Source organism: Streptomyces roseifaciens, from assembly GCF_001445655.1.
Classification (GTDB): domain Bacteria; phylum Actinomycetota; class Actinomycetes; order Streptomycetales; family Streptomycetaceae; genus Streptomyces; species Streptomyces aureoversilis.
The window spans coordinates 2,746,867-2,769,755 of sequence record NZ_LNBE01000004.1 but is presented as its reverse complement, the minus strand read 5'-3'; the positions used below and the strand labels follow the sequence as shown (position 1 = coordinate 2,769,755).

Here is a 22,889-nt window from a genome sequence, read left to right as displayed (position 1 = left end):
CTTGGTCGGGGACCATGCAAGCGGTGGGGTTCGCGTCCGTCAACGGGGCAAAGGGGGCAGGGGCCTCTTCACGTGCCTACGCGTGTTTGCGTGCCTGCGCGCCTTCACGTGCCTACGCGTGTTTACGCGTGTTTACGCGCCTGCCCGCCTTCACGTGCCTACGCGTCGACGGGCTCCCACGACGTGACCCCCGCAGCGTCGCGCAGCACCCGCCCGAACACCACGTCCGCGAAGTGGATGCCGAAGCCGATCGTGCCGGGCTCCGCCATCTCCTCCACCAGGCGCCGGCGGAAGTCCGCGGACTGCCGGGCGTCGTGGTCGACGACGGCCGACCACTCGGGGTGGGCTATCTGGACCGGCGAGTGCAGGGCGTCGCCGAAGGCGATCAGGCGGCGGCCGCCGCCGGTGATGACGTAGGCGGAGTGGCCCGCGGTGTGGCCGGGGGTGAGCATGACGCGGACGCCGGGGAAGATCTCCTCCCCGTCGGCGACCGTGCGCAGGCGGGGCTCCAGGGAGGCGAGGAGCTCCTCGGGCACGCCGTGCTGCGCGGAGAGGTGGCGGTGCTCCCACTCGGGCTCGCTCATGAGGTGGACGGCGCCGGCGTCGGCGAGCTGCCCGGACCAGCCGATGTGGTCGCCGTGCAGGTGGGTTATGGCCACGGCCTCGATGCCGGCGGGGGTGCGGCCGAGCCGGGCGAGGTTGTCGAGGAGGGCGCCGCCGTTGATCTCCCCCACGGGGGCGCCGGGTTCGGCCGCGTGGTGGCCGGGGCCGAACCCGGCGTCGATGAGCAGGGCCCGGTCGCCGTGCTCGACGAGGAGGCCGCCCATGCTCGCCACGAGGTTGCCGGTCGCGTCGAGGTACTCGGGGTGCTCCGCCCACACCTCGTCGGTGGTGTCCGGCAGCCAGCCGCGCGGGCTCAGCTGCCCGGCGCCGTCCGGCACGTACGTGACCTTGATGTCGCCGAGCTGCAGGGAGCGGATGCCGGCCGGGCGGTGGAGGCGGGCGTCGTCGGTCATGGGTGGTTCCGTCCTTCGTGGCGCAGGGGTTCCTTGATCGACGACAATAAGCTTCTAACTTGAATGATTCAAGCTGCAAAATTGTCTGCTTGATGAAGTTGGCTCCGATTACGATGGCGGTCATGACCACCCCGGAAGCGCACGTCATCGCCGAGCGGCGGCTCTGCGGCCTGGTGAACGGCCTCGCCCGCCGGATCGCGGACCACGTGCGCGACCGCGCGGCGGTGCTGGACCTCACCGCGCCCCAGGCCACGGCCCTGCGGGAGCTGACCGGCCCGATGACGATGCGCGAGCTCGCCGACCGCATGGCCTGCGAGCCCTCCAACGCGACCTTCGTCATCGACAAGCTGGAGGGCCGCGGGCTCCTGGAGCGCCACCCGCACCCCACGGACCGCCGCGCCAAGCAGCTGGTCCTGACGGACGAGGGCGCGGCCCTGCGGGAGCGGCTCATGGAGCTCCTCGCCCGGGAGTCGCCGCTGGCCGGGCTGTCGCAGGACGAGCAGGACGCCCTGCAGGGCCTGCTGCACAAGGCCGTCACCCACACCTGAACCGGGAACGACGCGAAACGGCGCGGGGCCCGTACCTCTGGTGAAGAGGTACGGGCCCCGCGCCGTTGCGAGCGCTACGCCGCCACGGCCACTTCCGCCCCGGCCGGCTGCAGGGCCAGCTCCAGCGCCTGGCGGACGTCGGAGACCGGGTGGACGGCGAGCTCGGCCAGCACCTCGGCCGGCACGTCGTCCAGGTCGGGCTCGTTCCGCTTCGGGATGATCACCGTCGTCACGCCCGCCCGGTGCGCCGCCAGCAGCTTCTGCTTGACGCCGCCGACGGGCAGGACCCGCCCCGTGAGGGACACCTCGCCGGTCATGGCCACCTCCGGCCGCACCCGGCGGCCCGACAGCAGCGACGCCAGCGCCGTCGTCATGGTGACGCCCGCGCTCGGTCCGTCCTTCGGGACGGCGCCCGCCGGCACGTGCAGGTGCACGCCGCGTTCCTTGAAGTCGCCCACCGGCAGCTCCAGTTCCGCGCCGTGGGAGCGCAGGAAGGACAGGGCGATCTGCGCCGACTCCTTCATCACGTCGCCCAGCTGGCCCGTGAGGGTCAGGCCCGCGCCGCCCGTCTCCGGGTCGGCCAGGGAGGCCTCGACGAACAGCACGTCGCCGCCCGCGCCCGTGACCGCGAGCCCCGTCGCCACGCCCGGCACCGCCGTGCGCCGCTCGGCCGGGTCCTGCGCGGACTCCGGGGTGTGGTGCGGCCGCCCGATCAGCGGGCGCAGCTGCTCCTCGCCGATGGTGAACGGCAGCTCCTGCTCGCCCAGTTCGTGCCGGGCCGCGACCTTGCGGAGCAGCCGGGCGACGGCGCGCTCCAGGTTCCGGACGCCCGCCTCCCGGGTGTACTCGCCGGCGAGCCTGCGCAGGGCGGCGTCCTCCAGGACGACCTCGCCGGGCTCCAGGCCCGCGCGCTCCAGCTGGCGGCGCAGCAGGTGGTCGCGGGCGATGACGACCTTCTCGTCCTCGGTGTAGCCGTCGAGGCGGACCAGCTCCATGCGGTCCAGCAGCGCCTCGGGGATGGCCTCCAGGACGTTGGCCGTCGCCAGGAAGACGACGTCCGACAGGTCCAGTTCGACCTCCAGGTAGTGGTCCCGGAAGGTGTGGTTCTGCGCCGGGTCCAGGACCTCCAGGAGGGCCGCCGCCGGGTCGCCGCGGAAGTCCGAGCCGACCTTGTCGATCTCGTCGAGGAGGACGACCGGGTTCATCGAGCCGGCCTCCTTGACCGCCCGCACGATCCGGCCGGGCAGCGCGCCGACGTACGTGCGCCGGTGGCCGCGGATCTCGGCCTCGTCGCGGACGCCGCCGAGCGCCACGCGGACGAACTTCCGCCCCATGGCGCGGGCGACGCTCTCGCCCAGCGAGGTCTTTCCGACGCCGGGCGGGCCGACGAGCGCGAGCACCGCGCCCCCGCGCCGCCCGCCGACCACTCCCAGCCCCCGGTCGGCGCGCCGCTTGCGCACCGCCAGGTACTCGGTGATCCGTTCCTTCACGTCCTCCAGGCCCGCGTGGTCGGCGTCGAGGACGGCCTTCGCGCCGGGGATGTCGTACGCGTCCTCGCTGCGCTCGTTCCAGGGCATCTCCAGGACGGTGTCCAGCCAGGTGCGGATCCAGCCGCCCTCGGGGCTCTGGTCGGAGGACCGCTCCAGCTTGCCGACCTCCTTCAGGGCCGCTTCGCGGACCTTCTCCGGCAGGTCGGCGGCCTCGACGCGGGCGCGGTAGTCGTCCGGTTCGTTCTCCGGGTCGCCGTTGAGCTCGGCGAGCTCCTTGCGGACGGCCTCCAGCTGGCGGCGCAGCAGGAACTCGCGCTGCTGCTTGTCGACGCCCTCCTGGACGTCCTTGGCGATGGACTCGGCGACGTCCTGCTCGGCGAGGTGCTCGCCGAGCCATCCGACGGCGAGCCGGAGCCGGGCCACCGGGTCGGCGGTCTCCAGGAGCTCGACGCGCTGCTGGACCGTCAGGAACGGCGAGTAGCCGGAGTTGTCGGCGAGCTGGCCCACGTCCTCGATCTGCTGGACGCGGTCGACGACCTGCCAGGCGCCGCGCTTGCGCAGCCAGCTGGTGGCGAGCGCCTTGTACTCCTTGACGAGCTCGGCGACGGCGCCGGGCAGCGGGTCGGGGGTGATCTCCTCCATCGCGGTGCCCTCGACCCACAGCGCGGCCCCGGGGCCGGTCGTCCCCGCGCCGATGCGCACGCGGCGGACGCCGCGGATGAGCGCGCCGGGGTCGCCGCTGCCGGAGAGCCGCCCCACCTGGTCGACGCTGCCGAGCGTGCCGGCGCCCGCGTAGGTGCCGTCCACCCGCGGCACGAGCAGCACGAGCGGCTTGTCGCCGCCCCGCGCGGCGGCCTGGGCGGCCTCGACGGCCGCCCTCACCTCGGTGTCGGACAGGTCGAGGGGCACCACCATGCCGGGCAGGACGACCTCGTCGTCGAGGGGCAGCACGGGCAGGGTGAGCGATGTGGACGTCGAAGCCATGATCTCCCCTTAGGCAGGCAAGTTGAGCTATGCCGACTCAATGCGTGCCGCTCCGTGGATGTTCCCCGGCCTGTCCGGCGTTCGCTCTGAGCGATCAGGCGGGCGGGACCGATGGGCCGCCTGCGGGTCCGGCACCGCCGGATACACCGGTGGGGGTTACGCGCCGCCGCGGCGGGGTCGTGCTGCTCGGCAGCGCCGCAGCGGATCGCGGGCAGGGCTCGTCCTGCCAAGCAGGGGGCTCGTCCCTGTTGTTCCCGCCGCCGCGGCGATCAGCCGAAGCGGCGCCGTCCGGCGGCCCCGCCGCGCCCCGTACCGCCGACGCCTGGGCCGCGCCGGTCACCGACGCCGCCGGGCACTGCTCCGCGGTCCTGGAGGCGGGCGCGGGCCACGACTGGTCCCGGCCCGCGGCCGGCCTGGAGTGGTCCGCGGCCGCGACGCTCGACCACCTCGCGCTGGGTCTCGTCGGCTACGCGGGCCTGCTCACGGCCCGGCCCGCCGACCGCTGCATCGCCCTGTTCGCCTCGCTCGACCCCGAGGCGCCGCTACCGGCCCGCCTGGAGGGCATCCGCATCGCTGCGGCGCTGCTCGCCGCGACCGTCCGCGGCGCGGGGGAGGGGGATCGCGCCTGGCACCCGTGGGGCCGCTCCGACGCGCCCGGGTTCGCCGCCATGGGCGTGAGGGAACTCGTACTCCATACGGACGACATCGCGCGCGGCCTCGGGCTCACCCCCGTCCGCCCCGGCGGCCACGACCTGCCCGACGGGCTCTGCGCGCCCGCCGTCGAGCGGCTCTTCCCGGACGCCCCGGCCGGCCGCTCCCCCGCGGAGACTCTGCTGTGGTGCACCGGCCGGACCGCCCTGCCCGGCCTCCCGCGGCGCACGCAGCGGGCCTGGGACGGCACCGTCCGCGGCCGATCCGGCCGCCGGCCCCTTGTCGCGCAGGAGGCTCCAGCAGGCCATGCCGGTGAGCAGGGCTATGGGGTGGCCCCAGCTGGCGAGCGGGTCGGCGAACTCGACGAGGTCCTGGGCGCACATGAGGAACGAGAGACCGAGGACGATCCGCTTCCCGCGCTGCCGCAGCAGCCCGGCGAGCGCGCCTATGCAGGCCATCACGCCGAAGCTGATGCCGTAGTCGAGGCGGTGCAGCGAGGCCTCGGGCAGCCGCCCCGCGGCCACGGCGCCCGCCACGGGCAGCTCGGTGGCGAGGGTGGCCAGCACGTGGCCGAGGAGGAAGACGCCGGCGGTGCGGGCCCCGCCGATCCGGCGCTCCAGCGCGGAGACGACGAGGACGAAGAGGATCCCGAACAGCGAGTACAGGCCGCCGGCTATCCACAGGGCGCTCGCCAGCAGGACGACGAGCGGCTGTTCGGCCAGGTGCGCGGCGTCGGTGCTGGACGCGCGCAGGAGCTCGTCGACCGTGGCCTCGTCGCCGTAGTGCGTGTAGAGCGCGGTGGCCAGCAGGACCAGGCCGTAGAAGAACGTGAACGGCGTGCCGAGGGGGGTGGGCAGCGCCCGCAGCATCCGGCCGGGCGAGGGGGCCCGGAGAGCTCGCCGCCGGCGCCGCAGGGACTCGCCGTCGGGATCCACCACACTCACTCGGCCCAGCCCCTTCCTCGCGGGGTCCGTCACGGCACCCGGCGGAGCGAAAAGCGACCCCGCTCCGGCTCCCTCCGACATTAAGGTCCATCGAGGGCAGGCGAATCAACCACAGACCGTGACTCCTGTCACGCCGCTCAACCCCGCACCCGCCTGCCGCGTCCGCCGAGTACCGACCGACACGGAGGCCACCCGATGACCACCCTCCAGCGCGACCCGTACGACACCGGCGGGGGGCCCGTCACCCTGGACCGCCGCGAGGGCCCGTACGGCGAGGTGGTCCTGCGTCGCCGGGGCACCGGGGACGGCGCGGTCCACGAGATCATCGCGAACGGCTGCTTCCTGATGGACACCTCCGACGGGCGCTCGGAGCGGCTGCTCGTGGACGCCGCGCTGGCCGCCCTCCCCGCGGACCGCCCGGGGCCGTCCGTCCTCATCGGCGGGCTCGGCGTCGGCTTCTCCCTCGCCCGGGCCGCCGAGGAGCCCCGGTGGGGCCGGATCACGGTCGTCGAGCGGGAGCGAGCGGTGATCGACTGGCACCGGGCCGGGCCGCTGGGCACCATCTCGGCGCGGGCGCTGGCCGATCCTCGCACCGAGGTCGCCGAGGGCGACCTGCTGCACCACCTGCGCACCGCCCCCGTGCGCTACGACGCCCTGTGCCTGGACATCGACAACGGCCCCGGCTGGACCGTCACGGAGGACAACGGCGGCCTCTACTCCCCCGCCGGCCTGGCGGGCTGCCGCGAGCGCCTGACGCCCGGCGGCGTGCTCGCCGTGTGGTCGGCCGAGCCGTCGGCCGAATTCGAGGGAGCCCTCCGGAATGCCGGTTTCGAAGGGGTACGGACCGAAGAGATCGCGGTTGCCCGGGGCGTACCGGACGTAGTGCACCTCGCGCAACGTGCCGCGTAGCCGTCGCCCGCCACCTGCCCGTACCCTGCTTGCCACAGCTGAAGAGCCGGCAGAGAACGACGCGACGGAAAGACGCTAGGGGCGGGGCGCGCATGGAGCAGACACACATCGGCCCGAACGGCGCCGCAGCCTCCGCCGGGGCGCAGCGCCGGGTGCTGGTGGTCGAGGACGACCGGACCATCGTCGACGCCATCGCGGCGCGGCTGCGGGCCGAGGGCTTCCAGGTCCGCACCGCGGGCGACGGGCCGGCGGCCGTCGACACCGCGGAGGCGTGGCAGCCCGACCTGCTCGTGCTCGACGTGATGCTGCCGGGCTTCGACGGCCTGGAGGTGTGCCGGCGGGTGCAGGCGCAGCGTCCGGTGCCCGTGCTGATGCTCACCGCGCGCGACGACGAGACGGACATGCTGGTCGGCCTCGGCGTCGGCGCCGACGACTACATGACCAAGCCGTTCTCGATGCGCGAGCTGGCGGCCCGGGTGCACGTGCTGCTGCGGCGCGTGGAGCGGGCGGCCCTCGCCGCGCACACCCCGCGCAGCGGCATCCTGCGCCTGGGCGAGCTGGAGATCGACCACGCCCAGCGCCGGGTGCGGGTCAGAGGCGCCGACGTGCACCTGACGCCGACCGAGTTCGACCTGCTGGTCTGCCTGGCGAACACGCCGCGCGCCGTCCTCTCCCGCGAGCAGCTGCTCGCGGAGGTGTGGGACTGGGCCGACGCCTCGGGCACCCGCACGGTCGACAGCCACATCAAGGCGCTCCGCCGGAAGATCGGCGCGGAGCGGATCCGTACGGTGCACGGCGTCGGCTATGCACTGGAGACCCCGGCGGCATGACCGGCGGCACGGCCGGCCCCGGGGGCGGCACCGGCCAGGGCGCGGCACGGGGCGCGGGCCAGGGCAGGCGGGCCCGCGAGGACGGGCGGAGCAGGGGCGCGGCGGTCCCGGCGGGCCTGGGGGGCCGCGTCTGGGAGGCGCTGCGCCCGCTGGACCCCTACCGGTCGGTGAAGGCGGCGCTGGGCGCCCTCGTCATCGGCTCGGTGGTGATAACGACCTTCCTGGTCTTCGTCGCGATCCACTCGGCGACCGAGCTCCGGGTGATCACCGTCTTCTCGATCATCGCCTCGCTGCTGATAACGCAGTTCGTGGCGCAGGGCCTGACCGCGCCGCTGGACGAGATGACCGAGGTCACCCGGGCGATGGCGCAGGGCGACTACACGCGCCGGGTGGGCGCCGGGCGGCGGGACGAGTTCGGGCACCTGGCGAACGCCTTCAACCGCATGGCCGCCGACCTGGAGGCGGTGGACACCCACCGCAAGGAGCTCGTCGCCAACGTCTCGCACGAGCTGCGGACCCCGATCGCGGGCCTGCGGGCGGTCCTGGAGAACGTGGTGGACGGGGTGTCGGCCGCGGATCCGGAGACGATGCGGACGGCGCTGCGCCAGACCGAGCGGCTCGGCCGCCTGGTGGAGCAGCTGCTGGACCTGTCCCGGCTCGACAACGGGGTCGTACCGCTGCATGCGCGGCGCTTCGAGGTGTGGCCGTATCTGGCGGGCGTCCTGAAGGAGGCGAGCATGGCCAACGGCTCCGGCTCCTCTCCGCACGCCCGCAAGGACGTGCACCTGCACCTGGACGTGTCCCCGCCGGAGCTGACGGCCCACGCGGACGCGGAGCGGCTGCACCAGGTGGTGGCGAACCTGGTGGACAACGCGGTCAAGCACAGCCCCCCGCACGGGCGGGTCACGGTGCGGGCGCGCCGCGGCGAGGGGCCGCAGTCGCTGGCCCTGGAGGTGCTGGACGAGGGCCCGGGCATCCCCGAGGCCGAGCGGCACCGGGTCTTCGAGCGGTTCAACCGGGGCGGCTCCGGGCAGCAGGGCCCGGGCACGGACGGCGGCACGGGGCTGGGGCTGGCCATCGCCCGCTGGGCGGTGGATCTGCACGGAGGGAGCATCGGGGTGGCCGAATCCCCCCATGGGTGCCGCATTCAGGTCACTCTTCCGGGCGTACCGCGCGATCACGTTTGACGTATGGTCGGTGGCGGAGGCACACATTCGAGGGAGTGTGGGGCGCGCTTGAGCGAACCCTGAGACCCCTGGGACCAGCAGAACCCCGTGTGTTTCCCGCCAAGTCATGCCCCGAAACCCCGGAGCGAATGTGACTTGCGCGACTGCTGGCCCGGGTGGCCTGCATCAACCCTGCAGACAGGCGTAGCCTTTATTCCCGCTGTCCATCACCTTGTGAAGCGGAAGAGGGCGGTTGCCGCCGTGTCGCCACAGTCCCCCAACACCTCGAGCATCTCGACCGACCAAGACGGGCAGGGCAAGAGCCCTGCGGACGTCTTCGGTCCCAATGAGTGGCTCGTCGACGAGATCTACCAGCAGTACCTCCAGGACCCGAACTCGGTCGACCGAGCCTGGTGGGACTTCTTCGCCGACTACAAGCCGGGCACCGCGGCGGCAGCGCCGCCGCAGGAGGTGATCGAAGCCGCGGGCGGCCCCGCCCCGGCCGCCACCACGCCCGCGGCGCCCGCCGCACCGGCCCCGGCAGCTCCGGCCGCCGCCGCGCAGCCCGCCGCCGCTGCGGCCGCCCCGGCGGCCCCCGCTCCGGCGAAGGCCGCGCCCGCCAAGGCCGCGCCCGCCAAGCCGGCGGCCGCCGCGAAGCCGGCCGAGCCGGCCGCCGGCCCCGAGCTGGTCACCCTGCGCGGTCCCGCAGCTGCGGTCGCGAAGAACATGAACGCCTCCCTGGAGCTGCCGACGGCCACGTCCGTCCGCGCCGTCCCGGTGAAGCTGCTCTTCGACCAGCGCATCGTGATCAACAATCACCTGAAGCGCGCCCGCGGCGGCAAGGTCTCCTTCACGCACCTCATCGGCTACGCCATGGTGCAGGCGCTGAAGCTCATGCCGTCGATGAACCACTCCTTCACGGAGAAGGACGGCAAGCCGACCCTCGTCAAGCCCGAGCACGTCAACCTCGGCCTGGCGATCGACCTGGTCAAGCCGAACGGTGACCGCCAGCTCGTGGTCGCGGCCATCAAGAAGGCCGAGACGCTGAACTTCTTCGAGTTCTGGCAGGCCTACGAGGACATCGTCCGCCGCGCCCGCGTCGGCAAGCTGACGATGGACGACTTCACCGGCGTCACCGCCTCGCTGACCAACCCCGGCGGCATCGGCACCGTGCACTCCGTGCCGCGCCTGATGCCCGGCCAGGGCCTGATCCTCGGCGTCGGCGCGATGGACTACCCCGCCGAGTTCCAGGGCACCTCGCAGGACGCCCTGAACCGCATGGGCATCTCCAAGGTCATGACCCTGACCTCGACGTACGACCACCGGGTGATCCAGGGCGCCGCCTCCGGCGAGTTCCTGCGGATCATGGCCCAGCTGCTGCTCGGCGAGAACGGCTTCTACGACGAGATCTTCGAGGCGCTGCGCATCCCCTACGAGCCGGTCCGCTGGCTCAAGGACATCGACGCCTCGCACGACGACGACGTCACCAAGGCCGCCCGCGTCTTCGAGCTGATCCACTCCTACCGGGTCCGCGGCCACGTCATGGCCGACACCGACCCGCTGGAGTACCGCCAGCGCAAGCACCCCGACCTCGACATCACCGAGCACGGCCTCACCCTGTGGGACCTGGAGCGCGAGTTCGCGGTCGGCGGCTTCGCCGGCAAGTCCATGATGAAGCTGCGCGACATCCTCGGCGTGCTGCGCGACTCGTACTGCCGCACCACCGGCATCGAGTTCATGCACATCCAGGACCCCAAGCAGCGCAAGTGGATCCAGGACCGCGTCGAGCGCGGCCACTCCAAGCCCGAGCGCGAGGAGCAGCTGCGCATCCTGCGCCGGCTGAACGCCGCCGAGGCCTTCGAGACCTTCCTGCAGACGAAGTACGTCGGCCAGAAGCGCTTCTCCCTGGAGGGCGGCGAGTCCGTCATCCCGCTGCTGGACTCGGTGCTGGACGCCGCCGCCGAGGCGCGTCTGGACGAGGTCGTCATCGGCATGGCCCACCGCGGCCGCCTCAACGTCCTCGCGAACATCGTCGGCAAGTCCTACGCCCAGATCTTCCGCGAGTTCGAGGGCAACCTCGACCCGAAGTCGATGCACGGCTCCGGCGACGTGAAGTACCACCTGGGCGCCGAGGGCACCTTCACCGGCCTGGACGGCGAGCAGATCAAGGTCTCGCTGGCCGCCAACCCCTCCCACCTGGAGACGGTCGACCCGGTCGTCGAGGGCATCGCCCGCGCCAAGCAGGACATCATCGGCAAGGCGGGCACGGACTTCACCGTCCTGCCGGTCCAGCTGCACGGCGACGCGGCCTTCGCGGGCCAGGGCGTCGTCGCCGAGACGCTGAACATGTCGCAGCTGCGCGGCTACCGCACCGGCGGCACCGTGCACATCGTCATCAACAACCAGGTCGGCTTCACCGCGCCGCCGGAGTCCTCGCGCTCGTCGATGTACTGCACCGACGTCGCCCGGATGATCGAGGCGCCGATCTTCCACGTGAACGGTGACGACCCGGAGGCCGTGGTCCGCGTCGCGCGGCTCGCCTTCGAGTTCCGCCAGGCGTTCAACAAGGACGTCGTCATCGACCTGATCTGCTACCGCCGCCGCGGGCACAACGAGTCGGACAACCCCTCGTTCACCCAGCCGCTGATGTACGACCTGATCGACAAGAAGCGCTCGGTGCGCAAGCTGTACACCGAGTCGCTGATCGGCCGGGGCGACATCACCCTGGAGGAGGCCGAGCAGGCCCTGCAGGACTACCAGGGCCAGCTGGAGAAGGTCTTCGTCGAGGTCCGCGACGCGGACGCGGCGACGGCTCCGGCCGCCGTCCCGGCCCCGCTGGGCGGCTTCCCGGTCGCGGTGAACACCGCGATCTCCCAGGAGGTCCTCAAGCGGATCGCCGAGTCGCAGGTCACCACGCCCGAGAACGTCACGGTGCACCCGCGCCTGGTGCCGCAGCTGCAGCGCCGCGCCGCCAGCATCGAGGACGGCACGATCGACTGGGGCATGGGCGAGACCCTCGCCTTCGGCTCGCTGCTGATGGAGGGCACCCCGGTCCGGCTCGCCGGCCAGGACTCCCGCCGCGGCACCTTCGGCCAGCGCCACGCGGTGCTCGTCGACCGCGAGACCGGCGAGGACTACACCCCGCTGCTCTACCTGTCCGACGACCAGGCCCGCTTCAACGTCTACGACTCGCTCCTCAGCGAGTACGCGGCGATGGGCTTCGAGTACGGCTACTCGCTGGCCCGCCCGGACGCGCTGGTGCTGTGGGAGGCCCAGTTCGGTGACTTCGTCAACGGCGCCCAGAGCATCGTCGACGAGTTCATCTCCTCCTCCGAGCAGAAGTGGAACCAGACCTCTGGTGTCACGCTGCTCCTGCCGCACGGCTACGAGGGCCAGGGCCCGGACCACTCCTCGGCCCGCGTCGAGCGCTTCCTGCAGCTCTGCGCGCAGAACAACATGACGGTCGCCATGCCGACGCTGCCGTCGAACTACTTCCACCTGCTGCGCTGGCAGGTCCACAACCCGCACCACAAGCCGCTGATCGTCTTCACCCCGAAGTCGATGCTGCGTCTGAAGGCCGCGGCGTCGAAGGCGGAGGAGTTCACCAGCGGCGAGTTCCGTCCGGTCATCGGTGACGACACCGTCGCCGCGGCGGACGTCCGCAAGGTCGTCTTCTGCTCCGGCAAGGTCTACTACGACCTGGCCGCCGAGCGCGCCAAGCGCGGTGCCACGGACACGGCCATCGTCCGCATCGAGCGCCTCTACCCGCTGCCGGGCGAGGAGCTCCAGGCCGAGATCGCCAAGTTCCCGAACGCCGAGAAGTACATCTGGGCGCAGGAGGAGCCGGCGAACCAGGGTGCCTGGCCGTTCATCGCGCTGAACCTGATCGACCACCTGGACCTGGCCGTCGGCGCCGACGTCCCGGCCCGCGAGCGGCTGCGGCGGATCTCCCGTCCGCACTCCTCGTCCCCGGCGGTCGGCTCGGCCAAGCGCCACCAGGCCGAGCAGCAGACGCTGATCAACGAGGTGTTCGACGCCTGACGGACGCGTCCCGTACGGGAACGGGCCCCCACCGCTGCGAGGCGGAGGGGGCCCGTTCCCGTATCCGTGCCCGGCCTATCCTTGGCGTGGCGCATCCACCGGCGTCCGCACCCTTCATCCAACGGAGAGAACGTTGTACTTCACCGACCGCGGCATCGAGGAGCTGGAGAACCGGCGTGGCGAGGAGGAGGTCACGCTCGGCTGGGTGGCCGAGCAGCTGCGGACCTTCGTCGACCTGAACCCGGACTTCGAGGTCCCGGTCGAGCGCCTGGCCACGTGGCTGGCGCGACTGGACGACGAGGACGACGAGTAGTCCTCCGCCGGAAGCGCGGGTCGCTGCGCCCCGTCAGGGGCGCGGGGCAGTGTCGATCCGCGGCTCCGCCGCGTGGGCGCGACGAGCCCCCGACGGCCCGCAGGGGCGCTCAGCCGCGAGCCCGCCACCAGTCGTAGGCGAGCGTCAGCACACCGTCCGCGAGAAGCGTGACCCCGGCAGCCGTCACGCCCCGCCGCCCGCTGCGCCGCCCCCAGAGGGCCAGCGACGCCCCGGCCGCGATCTCCGCGGCGCCGAGGGCGCGGGCGCGCGGCCCGCGCGTCCAGCCGCCGAGCCGCCCGCTCTCCGCCTCCAGCAGCCCCGTCCGCACCGCCTCGCGCCAGCCCGGCCAGTCGACCGCCTCGGCCAGGGGGTGCGCGCCCGCGGCGGCGCGCAGCCCGTCGGCCGGGACGCCCGGGGCGAGGCCCGGCGCGAGATCCAGGCCCGTCCGGGAGAGGACGGCGATCAGCCCGAGGACCCGGGACGCGGCGTCGGCGTCCGCATCCGGCCGGGTGAGCCCGTCGAGCGCGGCCCCGTCGAGCACCGGGTCGAGTCCGGTGCGGGCCCGCAGCGCGGTCATGGCCGCCTCTTCGCCGAGCGGGGTGCCGTCGCCGAGCCATGCGTACCCCACGGTCCGCCGGAAGCCCGCCGCGACCACGAATCCCGCCCCGCGCGCATCCCACCACAGACCCACGACGGGCCACTGCTCGGCGACGGCCAGGGCGTGCGCCCAGCCGGCGGCGGCGGTGGCGAGGTCGGTGCCCTCGGTGCGCCAGGAGTCCTTGCCGGGGACCAGCGCGCTCCAGCCCTCCCCGGCCGGGACCAGGAGGAGCGGTTCGTTCAGGAGCTGGGCGGAGGGCCGGACGCGGCCGGGCTCGGCCCGGCAGAGCAGCAGGACCCCCGCCGCGCGGCTGTGATCAGTAGCGGACATGCGACAACGCTATGCCAACCGGGAGTGCTTGACTTCGCCGGACCGCGATATATCGTGTTTCACGGAAGACGCGATAGGTTGCGTCTCGTTCCGCCGTCCTGATGCAGAAGGGGTCCCGGCATGCCCGTCGAGTCCGAATGGTCACTGTCCGCACCACGGAACATCACCTTCGAGGAGGCGGTCGTCTCGCTGGACGTGCGCCTGGTGAACGGCACGGTCAACGTCGTCGGCGCGGACGGCGGCCCGGCCCGCCTGGAGCTGACGGCGATCGAGGGGCCGCCGCTGAAGGTCGGTCACCTGCGCGGCACGCTGACCGTCGGGTACGAGGACCTGTCGCCGAAGACCTTCCGCAACTGGTTCTCCCGCAAGGACTGGAACCGCTCGGCGGACGTGACCCTCACCGTGCCCACGGCGGCCGGCGTCACGGTCGCCGTCGTCGGGGCGGTCACCGTGGTCTCCGGGATCGCGGGCAGCGCGAAGGTCCAGGGCGTCTCCGGCGACACCACGCTGGTCGGCCTCACCGGAGACGTCAGCACCGAGACGGTCTCGGGCCGCGTGGAGGCCCAGCACCTCGGCGGCGACGTCCGCTGCAACACCGTCTCCGGCGACCTCACGCTCGTCGAGTGCACGGGCGGCCGGATCAAGGCCGACTCGGTCAACGGCAACGTCGTGATCGACCTGTCGCCGGCCGCGCCGGGCACCGACCTCGCGGTCACCTCCGTCTCCGGCGAGATCGCCGTCCGGCTGCCCGACACGGCGGACGCGACGGTGGAGGCGGGCACCACGGTCGGCCCCGTCTCCTGCGCCTTCGGCGAGCTGCAGGTCCAGGACCAGTTCGGTGCGCGGAACATCACCGGCCGGCTCGGCAGCGGCCACGGCCGGATCAAGATCACCACCGTCTCCGGCGCCGTCGCCCTGCTGCGCGGCCCGGACGCCGACGACTGGGCCGACGACGACCGGGCCGACGGCCCCGCCGAAGCCCCCGCCCAGGGAAAGGTCCTCTGATGCCCCCCGTCTTCGCCCACGGCCGGCTCCGCCTCTACCTGCTCAAGCTGCTCGACGAGGCGCCCCGCCACGGCTACGAGATCATCCGGCTGCTGGAGGAGCGCTTCCAGGGCCTGTACGCGCCCTCCGCCGGCACCGTCTACCCGCGCCTGGCCAAACTGGAGGCCGAGGGCCTGATCGCCCACACCACCGAGGGCGGCCGCAAGGTCTACGCCATCACCGCCGCCGGGCGGGCCGAACTCGCCGGCCGGCAGGGCGAACTGGCCGAGCTGGAACTGGAGATCCGCGAGTCCGTCGCCGCGCTCGCCGCCGACATCCGCGAGGAGGTCCGGGGCGCGGCGGGCGACCTGCGGCGGCAGGTGCGCGAAGCCGCCCGGCAGACCCGGGCGGCGACGGGAGACTCGACTTCCTTCGACAGCGCGAGGGAGGACTTCCGCCGGGCGAAGGAGCAGTGGAAGGAACAGGCCCGGCGGGCCAAGGAGGAGAGCCGGCGCGCCCGCCAGGACGCCCAGCAGGCCCGCCACCAGGCCCGGGAGGCCCAGCAGTGGGCCCACGAGGAGGTTCGGCGCGCCACCCGGCACGTCCAGGAGCAGGTGGAGGAACACCTGCGCCGCGGCGACTGGCCGACGGGCGTCGCGGAAGGCGTCAGCGCCCTGGCGAAGGAGTTCGGCGCGTTCACGGCCCGCACGACGGGCGCCACAGGCCCGGCCGGCGCGGCGGGCCGGGAGGGCACGGCCGGCACGAGGGACGCGGCCGGTACGAGGGACGCGGCCGGCACCCGGCACCCCGAGCCGCCCGCAGGCCCCGCCCCCGAGTGGGCCGAGGCCGGCGACACCCCCTCCGCGGACCCGGCCCGCGACCTGGACCGCCTCCTGGACCGCTTCCGCGACGACATCCGCGACGCGGCCCGCGACCACGGCGTGACCCAGTCCCAACTGGACGCGTCCCGCAACCACTTGGCCGACGCCGCAGCCCGCATCACGGCCCTGCTGCGCCCGGGGGGCTGAGGTGCCGACAAGTTCCACGGCTTGGTGGCTGGCCATCCTCTTACGCCCCCCGGCGGGGACGGGCCCGGCGCGCGGCGCCTGCGTCAGTCCGCCGTCACCGTCACCCCGGCCTCACCGACTCCGGCGCCCGCCGTCACCCGCACCGTAGCCCGCTCCGCCGCCGGAACCCGCGTGGTGTCCGCCCGGGCCGGGCCCGTCACCTTGACGTGCCAGCCGCGCGGCGCCGGCGGCAGGACCAGTTCCGTCGTGCCGTGCCGCGTCGGCGCGTACGTCAGGCGGTAGACGCCCACCACCGGGCTGTAGAACGCGGACCGCACCGTCCCCGCAACGGCCGCCGCGTACGGCTCCGCCGTCCGGGACTTGTTGGCCTGGAAGATGCCGTTTTCGTCCAGGGCGCAGTAGCCGCCGCCGTAGCACCACTGCCAGCTCGCCCAGCCGGTCGCGTAGCGGGACATGGAGGTGAGGGCGTCCTCGTAGAAGCGGCCCATGTTCGGCAGGGAGCTGTCGAGCGGGCCCCACTCGCCGATGAAGACGGGGATGCCCATGGCGCGCGGGTAGTGGACGACGGCGGCCTCGTACGCGGTCAGCCAGCCTGCCCCCGGGTCGTAGTCGCGCCCGGCCTCCATGGCGGCGTTGTAGAAGTGCGGGGCGTAGACGACCTTGGGGTCGTGGATGCGGCCGAGGCCGGTGGGGACGCCCTCGCCGGCGGCGGGGGTGGGCTCGACGAACAGCCAGTGGCGGCGGTCGACGCGCCGGATCGCCTCGGCGATGCGCCGGTACATGGGGGTGATCTGCGTGGATTCGATGCGGCGGGCCGCGTCGGGGATGCTCTCGCCAGGACGCATCCGGCCCATCGGTTCGTTGATCAGGTCGTAGCCGAACACGGCGGGGTGGCCCGCGAGCCGCCCCGCGAGGACCTGCCACATGCGGGCCTGGGCGCGGCGCAGGTCCTCGTCCTGGTAGAGGTGTTCGAAGGCGGCCTGGACGGCCGGTTCGAAGTACTCGGCGAACCAGTCGTCGGGGTGGGGCCGGTAGGGCAGGCCGTCGGTGCGGGTGGCCCAGGCGGGGATGCCGCGGTGGCTGCCGAAGGCGGGCCCGTAGACGTCCTGGTGGGCGTCGATGACGACGCGCACGCGGTACTTGTGCGCCCAGTCCAGCACGCGTTCGATCTTGCGGAGGTAGGACGTGCTGTAGTGGCCGGGCCGCGGCTCCAGGTCGTCCCAGAAGACCGCGAGGCGGGCGAGGTTGAAGCCCTGCGCGGCCATGTCGCGCAGGGAGCGCTCCGTGATGTCCGCGAGGGCCTCGTCGCCGCGGTGCTCCTTGTCCGCGAGGTTCCAGCCCCGCAGGGTGAGGGCCCGGCCCTGCTCGTCGGTCAGCGGAGGGATGCCCGCGGCCGGGGTGCCCGGGCCCGGGGCGGCGCCCGGGTCCGTACGGGCCTCCGCCGGGGCCCCGGGCGTCAGGAGCAGCAGGAGGGCGGCAGCGGCGAGGAACGCCGCCTTGCGTAAGCGTCTCTTCGGTGAGCACATGATCATCCGGTACCTCCGAGGAGTCCCGCCTGAGGCGGGGAGGGAATCAAACTCCGGCGCGGCAGGTCAAACGAACCGGCCGCAAGGGGTGGATCGATCCAGGCGGCCAACTATCCGTGAAGACTCACAAGTTGAGGTGCTGGCTTGTGGCTCGTGGCCATGTGTGCGAAGCGGGCCTTCAGGTACCGCTTCTATCCGACGTCCGAGCAGGCTGCTGAGCTTGCCCGGACGTTCGGGTGCGTGCGCAAGGTCTACAACATGGCGCTCGCTGCCCGCACCGAAGCATGGGCGAGAGGCGAGCGGGTCAACTACAACGCCACCTCGGCGATGCTGACGGCTTGGAAGAAGGCCGAGGAACTGGCCTATCTGTCCGAGGTGTCTTCCGTGCCGCTGCAGCAGTGCCTGCGGCACCTGCAAGGGGCGTTCGTGGCGTTCTGGGAGAAGCGGGCCAAGTATCCGCGCTTCAAGTCCCGGAAGAAGTCGCGGAAGTCCGCCGAGTACACCAGGTCGGCGTTCGGGTTCCGGGACGGCCGTCTGTATCTGGCCAAGATGAAAAACCCGCTGAACATCGTATGGTCGCGGCCTCTCCCTGAGGGGGCGCAGCCAACCACGGTGACCGTGTCGCAGGATGCGGCGGGTCGCTGGTTCGTCTCGATGCCGTGTGAGGATCCCGGCATAAAGCCTCTCCCCGCCACCGATTCGGCGGTCGGGATCGATGTCGGCCTGAACCACCTGACGACCCTCTCCACCGGAGAGAAGATCGCCAACCCGAGGCATGAACGCCGCGACCGTGCCCGCCTCGCCAAGGCACAGCGAAAGCTGTCCCGTAAGGCCAAGGGTGACGGCGCCAACCGACGCAAAGCCCGGTTGAAGGTCGCAAAGATCCACGCCAGGATCAGCGACCGCAGGCGGGACCACCTCCACAAGCTCACCACCCGACTCGTGCGTGAAAACCAAACGCTCGTCATCGAGGACCTGACCGTACGCAACATGGTCAAGAACCGGAACCTGGCCCGCGCCATCAGCGACGCCGCGTGGTCGGAGTTCCGGAGCATGCTGGAGTACAAGGCCGCCTGGTACGGGCGGGAAGTGATCGCGGTGGACCGCTTCTTCCCCTCCTCCAGGCTGTGCTCCGCCTGCGGCACCTTGCAGGACAGGATGCCGCTCAGCGTCCGAACCTGGACATGTCAAAGCTGCGGGATGACCCACGACCGGGACATGAATGCAGCGAAGAACCTTCGGGCCGCCGGGCTGGCGGTGTCTGTCTGTGGAGCCGGCGTAAGACCTCAACGGAGAACTCCGGGCGGGCCATCGGCGACGAAGCAGAAAACCCCACGGCGCGAGCCGTAGGACTCCCCCTCGTTTACGAGGGGGAGGAGGTCAAACCGTCAGGACGACCTTGCCGAACAGGTCGCCACCGGCCATCTTCTCGAATCCCTCGCGCGCCCGGTCCAGCGGCAGGACCGAGTCGATCACGGGCCGTACGCCGTGCGCCGCGCAGAAGCTCAGCAGGTCCGCCAGCTCCTCCTTGGAGCCCATCGTCGAGCCGACGACCTTCAGCTCCAGGAAGAAGATGCGGTTGAGCTCGGCGGCCGGCGGGTTCGGCCCGCTGGTCGCGCCGGAGATCACCAGGGTGCCGCCGGGCTTGAGGGACTTGACCGAGTGCGACCAGGTGGCGGCGCCGACCGTCTCGATGACGGCGTCCACCCGGTGCGGCAGCCGCGCCCCCGGCTCGTACGCGCCCTCGGCGCCCAGTTCCACGGCGCGCTCGCGCTTGGCCGCGTCGCGGCTGGTCGCGAAGACGCGCAGGCCGGCCGCGGCGCCGAGGACGATCGCGGCGGTGGCCACGCCGCCGCCCGCGCCCTGCACCAGGACGCTCTGGCCGGGGCGCACGTCCGCGTTGGTGAACAGCATGCGGTACGCGGTCAGCCACGCGGTCGGCAGACAGGCTGCCTCCTCGTAGCTGAGCTCCTTGGGCTTGGGCAGCACGTTCCACGCGGGCACGGCGACGCGCTCGGCGAAGGTGCCCTGGTAGCGCTCGGTGAGGATGGAGCGCGGCTCCGTCGGGCCCACGCCGTGGCCGGTCTGGCCGATGACGGAGTGGACGACGACGTCGTTGCCGTACTCGTCGACCCCGGCGGCGTCGCAGCCGAGGATCATCGGCAGCGTCTCCTCGCCGAGGCCCACCCCGCGCAGCGACCACAGGTCGTGGTGGTTGAGCGAGGCGGCCTTGACGTGGACGACCGTCCACCCCGGAGGCGCCTCCGGCTCCGGGCGCTGGCCCAACTCGAGTCCGGTGAGCGGCTGGTCACGGTCGATGCGTGCGGCGTAGGCGGCGAACATGATCCGAACCTAGCCCCGCCGCCTGCCGGGCGAAACCACGCCGCGGTGTGACGCGCGCCGCGCCGCGCTTCCCGTCCAGTCCCCCCTGTCGCAACGGCCGTATCCGCGGCGGAGACTGCGCCTCCTCGTTGACCAGGCGTGAGGCCCGGGGGTTGGCTTCGGTTGCCCCGTGCCGCGCCGGCGCGGGCCGTCACCGAGGGGGTTCAGACGATCATGCGTCATCTCAGACGGGCCGTCGTCGCCGCGGCCGTCGCAGGAACCTGCGCAGCCCTCCTGCCCGCAGCCGGAGCCGCCTCCGCGGCGGCCCCGCGCCCCGCCCCGCGCATCGAACGGGTGAGCGTCGCGAGCGACGGCACCCAGGCAGACGCGGAGTCCCACGGCGCCTCGCTCAGCGCCGACGGCCGCACCGTGGTCTTCCTGTCCCGGGCCGGAACGCTCGCGCCCGGCGCCGGGCCCACCGGGCACGTCTTCGTGAGGGACCTGCAGACCGGGAGGACCGAGCTGATCAGCGCGGCGAGCGACGGCACCCCGGCCGACACCTGGTCCTCGTCGCCGTCGATCAGCGGCGACGGGCGGTACGTCGTCTTCGACTCGGGGGCCGACCTCGCTCCCGGCAGCAACCCGAACGGCTCCGACGTCTTCGTCCGCGACCGCCGGACCGGGCGCACCGAGGTGCTCGTCGCGAACCGCACCGGCGGCAGCGGCTCGAACCACTCGGCCGCCATCAGCACCAGCGGCCGCTACGTCGCCTTCGTCTCCGGCCGCGACGACCTCGTGCCCGGCGACACCAACCAGCGGGAGGACGTCTTCGTCCTCGACCGCCGGCGCGGCACCACGCAGCGGGTGAGCGTCGCGAGCGACGGCACCGAGGCCGACGGCATGTCCGGCCACCCCGTGATCAGCGCGGACGGCAGCCGGATCGGCTTCCGGACGGCGGCCCGGAACCTGGCCCCGCAGACGGCGGGGAAGCCGGAGAAGCCCGGGTCGCGGAAGTCCGCCGGGGAGCTCGCGCGGCCCGGCCTCTACGGCTTCTACGTGCACGAGCTGCGCACGGGGCGCACCGAGCGCGCGGCCGAGACGTACGACGGCCTGCAGGCGCTGGTCACCGGCGGCACCGGGCTCAGCCCCGACGGCCGCTACGCCCTCTTCTCCAGCCCCGAGCAGGTCGTGGCGGACGACACCAACGGCGCCCAGGACGTCTACGCCAAGGACCTGCGGACCGGGACCACCCGGCGCCTGAGCCTCGCCGCCGACGGCTCGCAGGCCGACGGCGCCTCCTACGGGGGTGCCGCGATGAGCGTCGACAACGAGCGGGTGTTCTTCGCCTCCGACGCCGGCAACCTGGTGCCCGGGGACACCAACGACCGGCAGGACGTGTTCGTACGGAACCTGCGGACGGGCGCCGTGGAGCGGCTCAACGTCGCCGCCGACGGCACCCAGGACGACGGGAACGCGGGCGAGGTCAGGACCGACCTGCTCGGCCGGACCGCCGTCTTCAACAGCTGGGGCGGCAACCTGGTGCCCGGCGACACCAACGGCACGGGCGACGTGTTCGTCCGGCGGCTCGGCTCAGGCTCGGCTGAGGCTCGGCTGATACGGCGACCGGGCCGCACCCCCGGCAGGAGGTGCGGCCCGGTCTCGTAGGCGTGCGGCGTACGGCTCTCGTAGGCGTACGGCGTACGGCCCTCATAGGCGTACGGCGTCGGGCGCCGGCGTCAGCGCCGGGCCACGCCCTCCGCGCGCGCGGCGGCCGCGACGGCGGCCGTCACGGCCGGGGCGACCCGCTCGTCGAACGGCGACGGGATGACGCACTCGGCGCTCAGCTCGTCCGCGACGACGGCCGCGAGGGCCTCGGCGGCAGCGAGCTTCATGCCCTCCGTGATGCGGGAGGCCCGCACCTGCAGGGCGCCCGCGAAGATGCCCGGGAAGGCCAGGACGTTGTTGATCTGGTTCGGGTAGTCGCTGCGGCCGGTGGCGACGACGGCCGCGTACTTGTGGGCGACGTCCGGGTGGATCTCCGGGGTGGGGTTGGCCATCGCGAAGATCAGGGCGTCCTTCGCCATCGTGGCCACGGCCTCCTCCGGGACGGTGCCGCCGGAGACGCCGATGAAGACGTCCGCGCCGTCCAGGGCCACGGCCAGGGGGCCCGTGAGCCCGGCCTTGTTGGTGAAGCCGGCGAGGTCGCGCTTGACCTCGGTCAGGTCCTCCCGGTCGCCGGAGACGATGCCCTTGCGGTCGCAGACGGCCACGTCGCCGATGCCCGCTTCCACCAGGAACCTGGCGATCGCGACGCCGGCCGCGCCCGCGCCGGAGATCACGGCGCGCAGCTCGCCGAGCGTCCGGCCGGTGAGCTCGGCCGCGTTGCGCAGGGCGGCGAGGGTGACGACGGCGGTGCCGTGCTGGTCGTCGTGGAAGACGGGGATGTCCAGCCGCTCCTGGAGCTTGCGCTCGACCTCGAAGCAGCGCGGCGCGGAGATGTCCTCCAGGTTGATGCCGCCGAAGGAGGGCGCGAGGCGCGCGACGGTGTCGACGATCTCGTCGACACCGCGGCAGTCGAGGGCGATGGGGACGGCGTCGACGCCGCCGAACTGCTTGAAGAGGATCGCCTTGCCCTCCATCACGGGCAAGGAGGCCTCCGGGCCGATGTCACCGAGCCCGAGCACCGCGCTGCCGTCCGTGACCACGGCGACGACCTGGGACTTCCAGGTGTAGTCGTGGACGAGCTCCGGCTGCTCCGCGATGGCGCTGCACACCTTGGCCACGCCGGGCGTGTAGGCGAGGGACAGATCGTCCCGGTCGCGCACGGGCACGGTCGCCTGGACGGCCATCTTGCCGCCCCGGTGCAGCGCGAACGCCGGATCGAAGAACTCGTCGCGAGTATCGTCCGGACCGCTGTCGCTGCGAGGATTCACGATCTCCGCTGCCACTTTATTTGACCCCTTTGTCGAATGTCCGTCGAGGGTATCCGCCCTGGGTTGCGGGGCGGGTCGGGCTTCACGTCCGTGTCCGGCCACCGAGATGACCTGCGCGCGGGGGGTGGTGCCGCGCGTTACGGATCCGTATGCCGGGCGCGCCGCACACGCGCCCTCGCCCCTGGTGCGGGGTGTGGCTGGCATTTCTATCAAATGAGCGCTACGGCCTACGAGTGAGTTCCCGCTGACTTGTCGCGGCACGGCCGGGAGCGGGCC

At 72.9% G+C, this 22,889-nt stretch carries 17 protein-coding genes; 10 read left to right on the top strand and 7 right to left on the bottom strand.

Going from position 1 to position 22,889, the window contains the following annotated elements; genetic code table 11:
* Positions 1–158: 158 nt before the first annotated feature.
* On the bottom strand, positions 159–1,016 hold the full coding sequence (locus tag AS857_RS29630; protein WP_173864820.1) for an MBL fold metallo-hydrolase: 858 nt from the start codon (positions 1,014–1,016) through the stop codon (positions 159–161).
* A gap of 122 nt (positions 1,017–1,138) precedes the next feature.
* Here AS857_RS29630 and AS857_RS29625 point away from each other — a divergent pair, with 122 nt between their 5' ends.
* Positions 1,139–1,564 (top strand): MarR family winged helix-turn-helix transcriptional regulator, encoded by a 426-nt coding sequence (locus AS857_RS29625; protein WP_079110869.1) that lies wholly within the window; start codon positions 1,139–1,141, stop codon positions 1,562–1,564.
* 74 nt (positions 1,565–1,638) lie between these two features.
* On the opposite strand, the gene lon is transcribed toward AS857_RS29625, so the two are convergent.
* Positions 1,639–4,038: an endopeptidase La gene (gene lon, locus AS857_RS29620; RefSeq protein WP_058046239.1), complete on the bottom strand. Its 2,400-nt coding sequence runs from the start codon at positions 4,036–4,038 to the stop codon at positions 1,639–1,641.
* 542 nt (positions 4,039–4,580) lie between these two features.
* The gene (locus tag AS857_RS42145; protein ID WP_216824016.1) at positions 4,581–5,633 is read right to left on the bottom strand and encodes a rhomboid-like protein; all 1,053 of its coding nucleotides are present in this window, start codon (positions 5,631–5,633) and stop codon (positions 4,581–4,583) included.
* Between the two features lie 195 nt (positions 5,634–5,828).
* Here AS857_RS42145 and AS857_RS29610 point away from each other — a divergent pair, with 195 nt between their 5' ends.
* The 5 genes from AS857_RS29610 (at position 5,829) to AS857_RS29590 (ending at position 12,892) form a co-directional block, all read left to right on the top strand.
* Positions 5,829–6,542: a spermidine synthase family protein gene (locus AS857_RS29610; protein WP_058046238.1), complete on the top strand. Its 714-nt coding sequence runs from the start codon at positions 5,829–5,831 to the stop codon at positions 6,540–6,542.
* Between the two features lie 92 nt (positions 6,543–6,634).
* On the top strand, positions 6,635–7,372 hold the full coding sequence (locus AS857_RS29605) for a response regulator transcription factor (RefSeq protein WP_030366311.1): 738 nt from the start codon (positions 6,635–6,637) through the stop codon (positions 7,370–7,372).
* Positions 7,369–8,559 (top strand): HAMP domain-containing sensor histidine kinase, encoded by a 1,191-nt coding sequence (locus AS857_RS29600; RefSeq protein ID WP_245700571.1) that lies wholly within the window; start codon positions 7,369–7,371, stop codon positions 8,557–8,559. The genes AS857_RS29605 and AS857_RS29600 overlap by 4 nt, the downstream gene beginning before the upstream one ends.
* Positions 8,560–8,799: 240 nt before the next feature.
* Positions 8,800–12,579 (top strand): multifunctional oxoglutarate decarboxylase/oxoglutarate dehydrogenase thiamine pyrophosphate-binding subunit/dihydrolipoyllysine-residue succinyltransferase subunit, encoded by a 3,780-nt coding sequence (locus AS857_RS29595; RefSeq protein ID WP_058046237.1) that lies wholly within the window; start codon positions 8,800–8,802, stop codon positions 12,577–12,579.
* 133 nt (positions 12,580–12,712) lie between these two features.
* Positions 12,713–12,892, top strand: coding sequence for a DUF6104 family protein (locus AS857_RS29590; RefSeq protein ID WP_004937694.1), 180 nt, complete (start codon positions 12,713–12,715; stop codon positions 12,890–12,892).
* Positions 12,893–13,001: 109 nt separating this feature from the next.
* Here the strand turns inward: AS857_RS29590 and AS857_RS29585 are convergent, their stop codons facing one another.
* Positions 13,002–13,820 (bottom strand): hypothetical protein, encoded by an 819-nt coding sequence (locus tag AS857_RS29585; protein ID WP_058046236.1) that lies wholly within the window; start codon positions 13,818–13,820, stop codon positions 13,002–13,004.
* 120 nt (positions 13,821–13,940) lie between these two features.
* Between AS857_RS29585 and AS857_RS29580 the strand changes: the two genes are divergently transcribed.
* Positions 13,941–14,825, top strand: coding sequence for a DUF4097 family beta strand repeat-containing protein (locus tag AS857_RS29580; RefSeq protein WP_058046235.1), 885 nt, complete (start codon positions 13,941–13,943; stop codon positions 14,823–14,825).
* On the top strand, positions 14,825–15,832 hold the full coding sequence (locus AS857_RS29575) for a PadR family transcriptional regulator (protein ID WP_058046234.1): 1,008 nt from the start codon (positions 14,825–14,827) through the stop codon (positions 15,830–15,832). The genes AS857_RS29580 and AS857_RS29575 overlap by 1 nt, the downstream gene beginning before the upstream one ends.
* An 83-nt stretch (positions 15,833–15,915) precedes the next feature.
* Here AS857_RS29575 and AS857_RS29570 read toward each other — a convergent pair whose 3' ends face one another.
* Positions 15,916–17,358, bottom strand: a complete 1,443-nt coding sequence (locus AS857_RS29570; protein ID WP_058047149.1) for a cellulase family glycosylhydrolase — start codon at positions 17,356–17,358, stop codon at positions 15,916–15,918.
* Between the two features lie 159 nt (positions 17,359–17,517).
* Here AS857_RS29570 and AS857_RS29565 point away from each other — a divergent pair, with 159 nt between their 5' ends.
* The gene (locus tag AS857_RS29565; protein ID WP_058047148.1) at positions 17,518–18,708 is read left to right on the top strand and encodes an RNA-guided endonuclease InsQ/TnpB family protein; all 1,191 of its coding nucleotides are present in this window, start codon (positions 17,518–17,520) and stop codon (positions 18,706–18,708) included.
* 30 nt (positions 18,709–18,738) lie between these two features.
* Here AS857_RS29565 and AS857_RS29560 read toward each other — a convergent pair whose 3' ends face one another.
* Positions 18,739–19,701, bottom strand: coding sequence for a zinc-binding dehydrogenase (locus tag AS857_RS29560; protein ID WP_058046233.1), 963 nt, complete (start codon positions 19,699–19,701; stop codon positions 18,739–18,741).
* A 213-nt stretch (positions 19,702–19,914) separates the two neighbouring features.
* Between AS857_RS29560 and AS857_RS29555 the strand changes: the two genes are divergently transcribed.
* Positions 19,915–21,345: a TolB family protein gene (locus AS857_RS29555; RefSeq protein ID WP_144440905.1), complete on the top strand. Its 1,431-nt coding sequence runs from the start codon at positions 19,915–19,917 to the stop codon at positions 21,343–21,345.
* Between the two features lie 71 nt (positions 21,346–21,416).
* Here the strand turns inward: AS857_RS29555 and AS857_RS29550 are convergent, their stop codons facing one another.
* Positions 21,417–22,628, bottom strand: coding sequence for an NAD(P)-dependent malic enzyme (locus AS857_RS29550; protein WP_058046231.1), 1,212 nt, complete (start codon positions 22,626–22,628; stop codon positions 21,417–21,419).
* Between the last annotated feature and the right edge of the window lie 261 nt (positions 22,629–22,889).

Excerpts from the sequence above, each read along its gene's own strand:
- AS857_RS29565 (WP_058047148.1), top strand. The coding sequence starts at position 17,518 with ATGTGTGCGAAGCGGGCCTTCAGGTACCGCTTCTATCCGACGTCCGAG.
- AS857_RS29570 (WP_058047149.1), bottom strand. The coding sequence starts at position 17,358 with ATGTGCTCACCGAAGAGACGCTTACGCAAGGCGGCGTTCCTCGCCGCT.
- AS857_RS29580 (WP_058046235.1), top strand. The coding sequence starts at position 13,941 with ATGCCCGTCGAGTCCGAATGGTCACTGTCCGCACCACGGAACATCACC.
- AS857_RS29560 (WP_058046233.1), bottom strand. The coding sequence starts at position 19,701 with ATGTTCGCCGCCTACGCCGCACGCATCGACCGTGACCAGCCGCTCACC.
- AS857_RS29575 (WP_058046234.1), top strand. The coding sequence starts at position 14,825 with ATGCCCCCCGTCTTCGCCCACGGCCGGCTCCGCCTCTACCTGCTCAAG.
- AS857_RS29625 (WP_079110869.1), top strand. The coding sequence starts at position 1,139 with ATGACCACCCCGGAAGCGCACGTCATCGCCGAGCGGCGGCTCTGCGGC.
- lon (WP_058046239.1), bottom strand. The coding sequence starts at position 4,038 with ATGGCTTCGACGTCCACATCGCTCACCCTGCCCGTGCTGCCCCTCGAC.
- AS857_RS29610 (WP_058046238.1), top strand. The coding sequence starts at position 5,829 with ATGACCACCCTCCAGCGCGACCCGTACGACACCGGCGGGGGGCCCGTC.
- AS857_RS29630 (WP_173864820.1), bottom strand. The coding sequence starts at position 1,016 with ATGACCGACGACGCCCGCCTCCACCGCCCGGCCGGCATCCGCTCCCTG.
- AS857_RS29585 (WP_058046236.1), bottom strand. The coding sequence starts at position 13,820 with ATGTCCGCTACTGATCACAGCCGCGCGGCGGGGGTCCTGCTGCTCTGC.
- AS857_RS29555 (WP_144440905.1), top strand. The coding sequence starts at position 19,915 with ATGCGTCATCTCAGACGGGCCGTCGTCGCCGCGGCCGTCGCAGGAACC.
- AS857_RS29600 (WP_245700571.1), top strand. The coding sequence starts at position 7,369 with ATGACCGGCGGCACGGCCGGCCCCGGGGGCGGCACCGGCCAGGGCGCG.
- AS857_RS29605 (WP_030366311.1), top strand. The coding sequence starts at position 6,635 with ATGGAGCAGACACACATCGGCCCGAACGGCGCCGCAGCCTCCGCCGGG.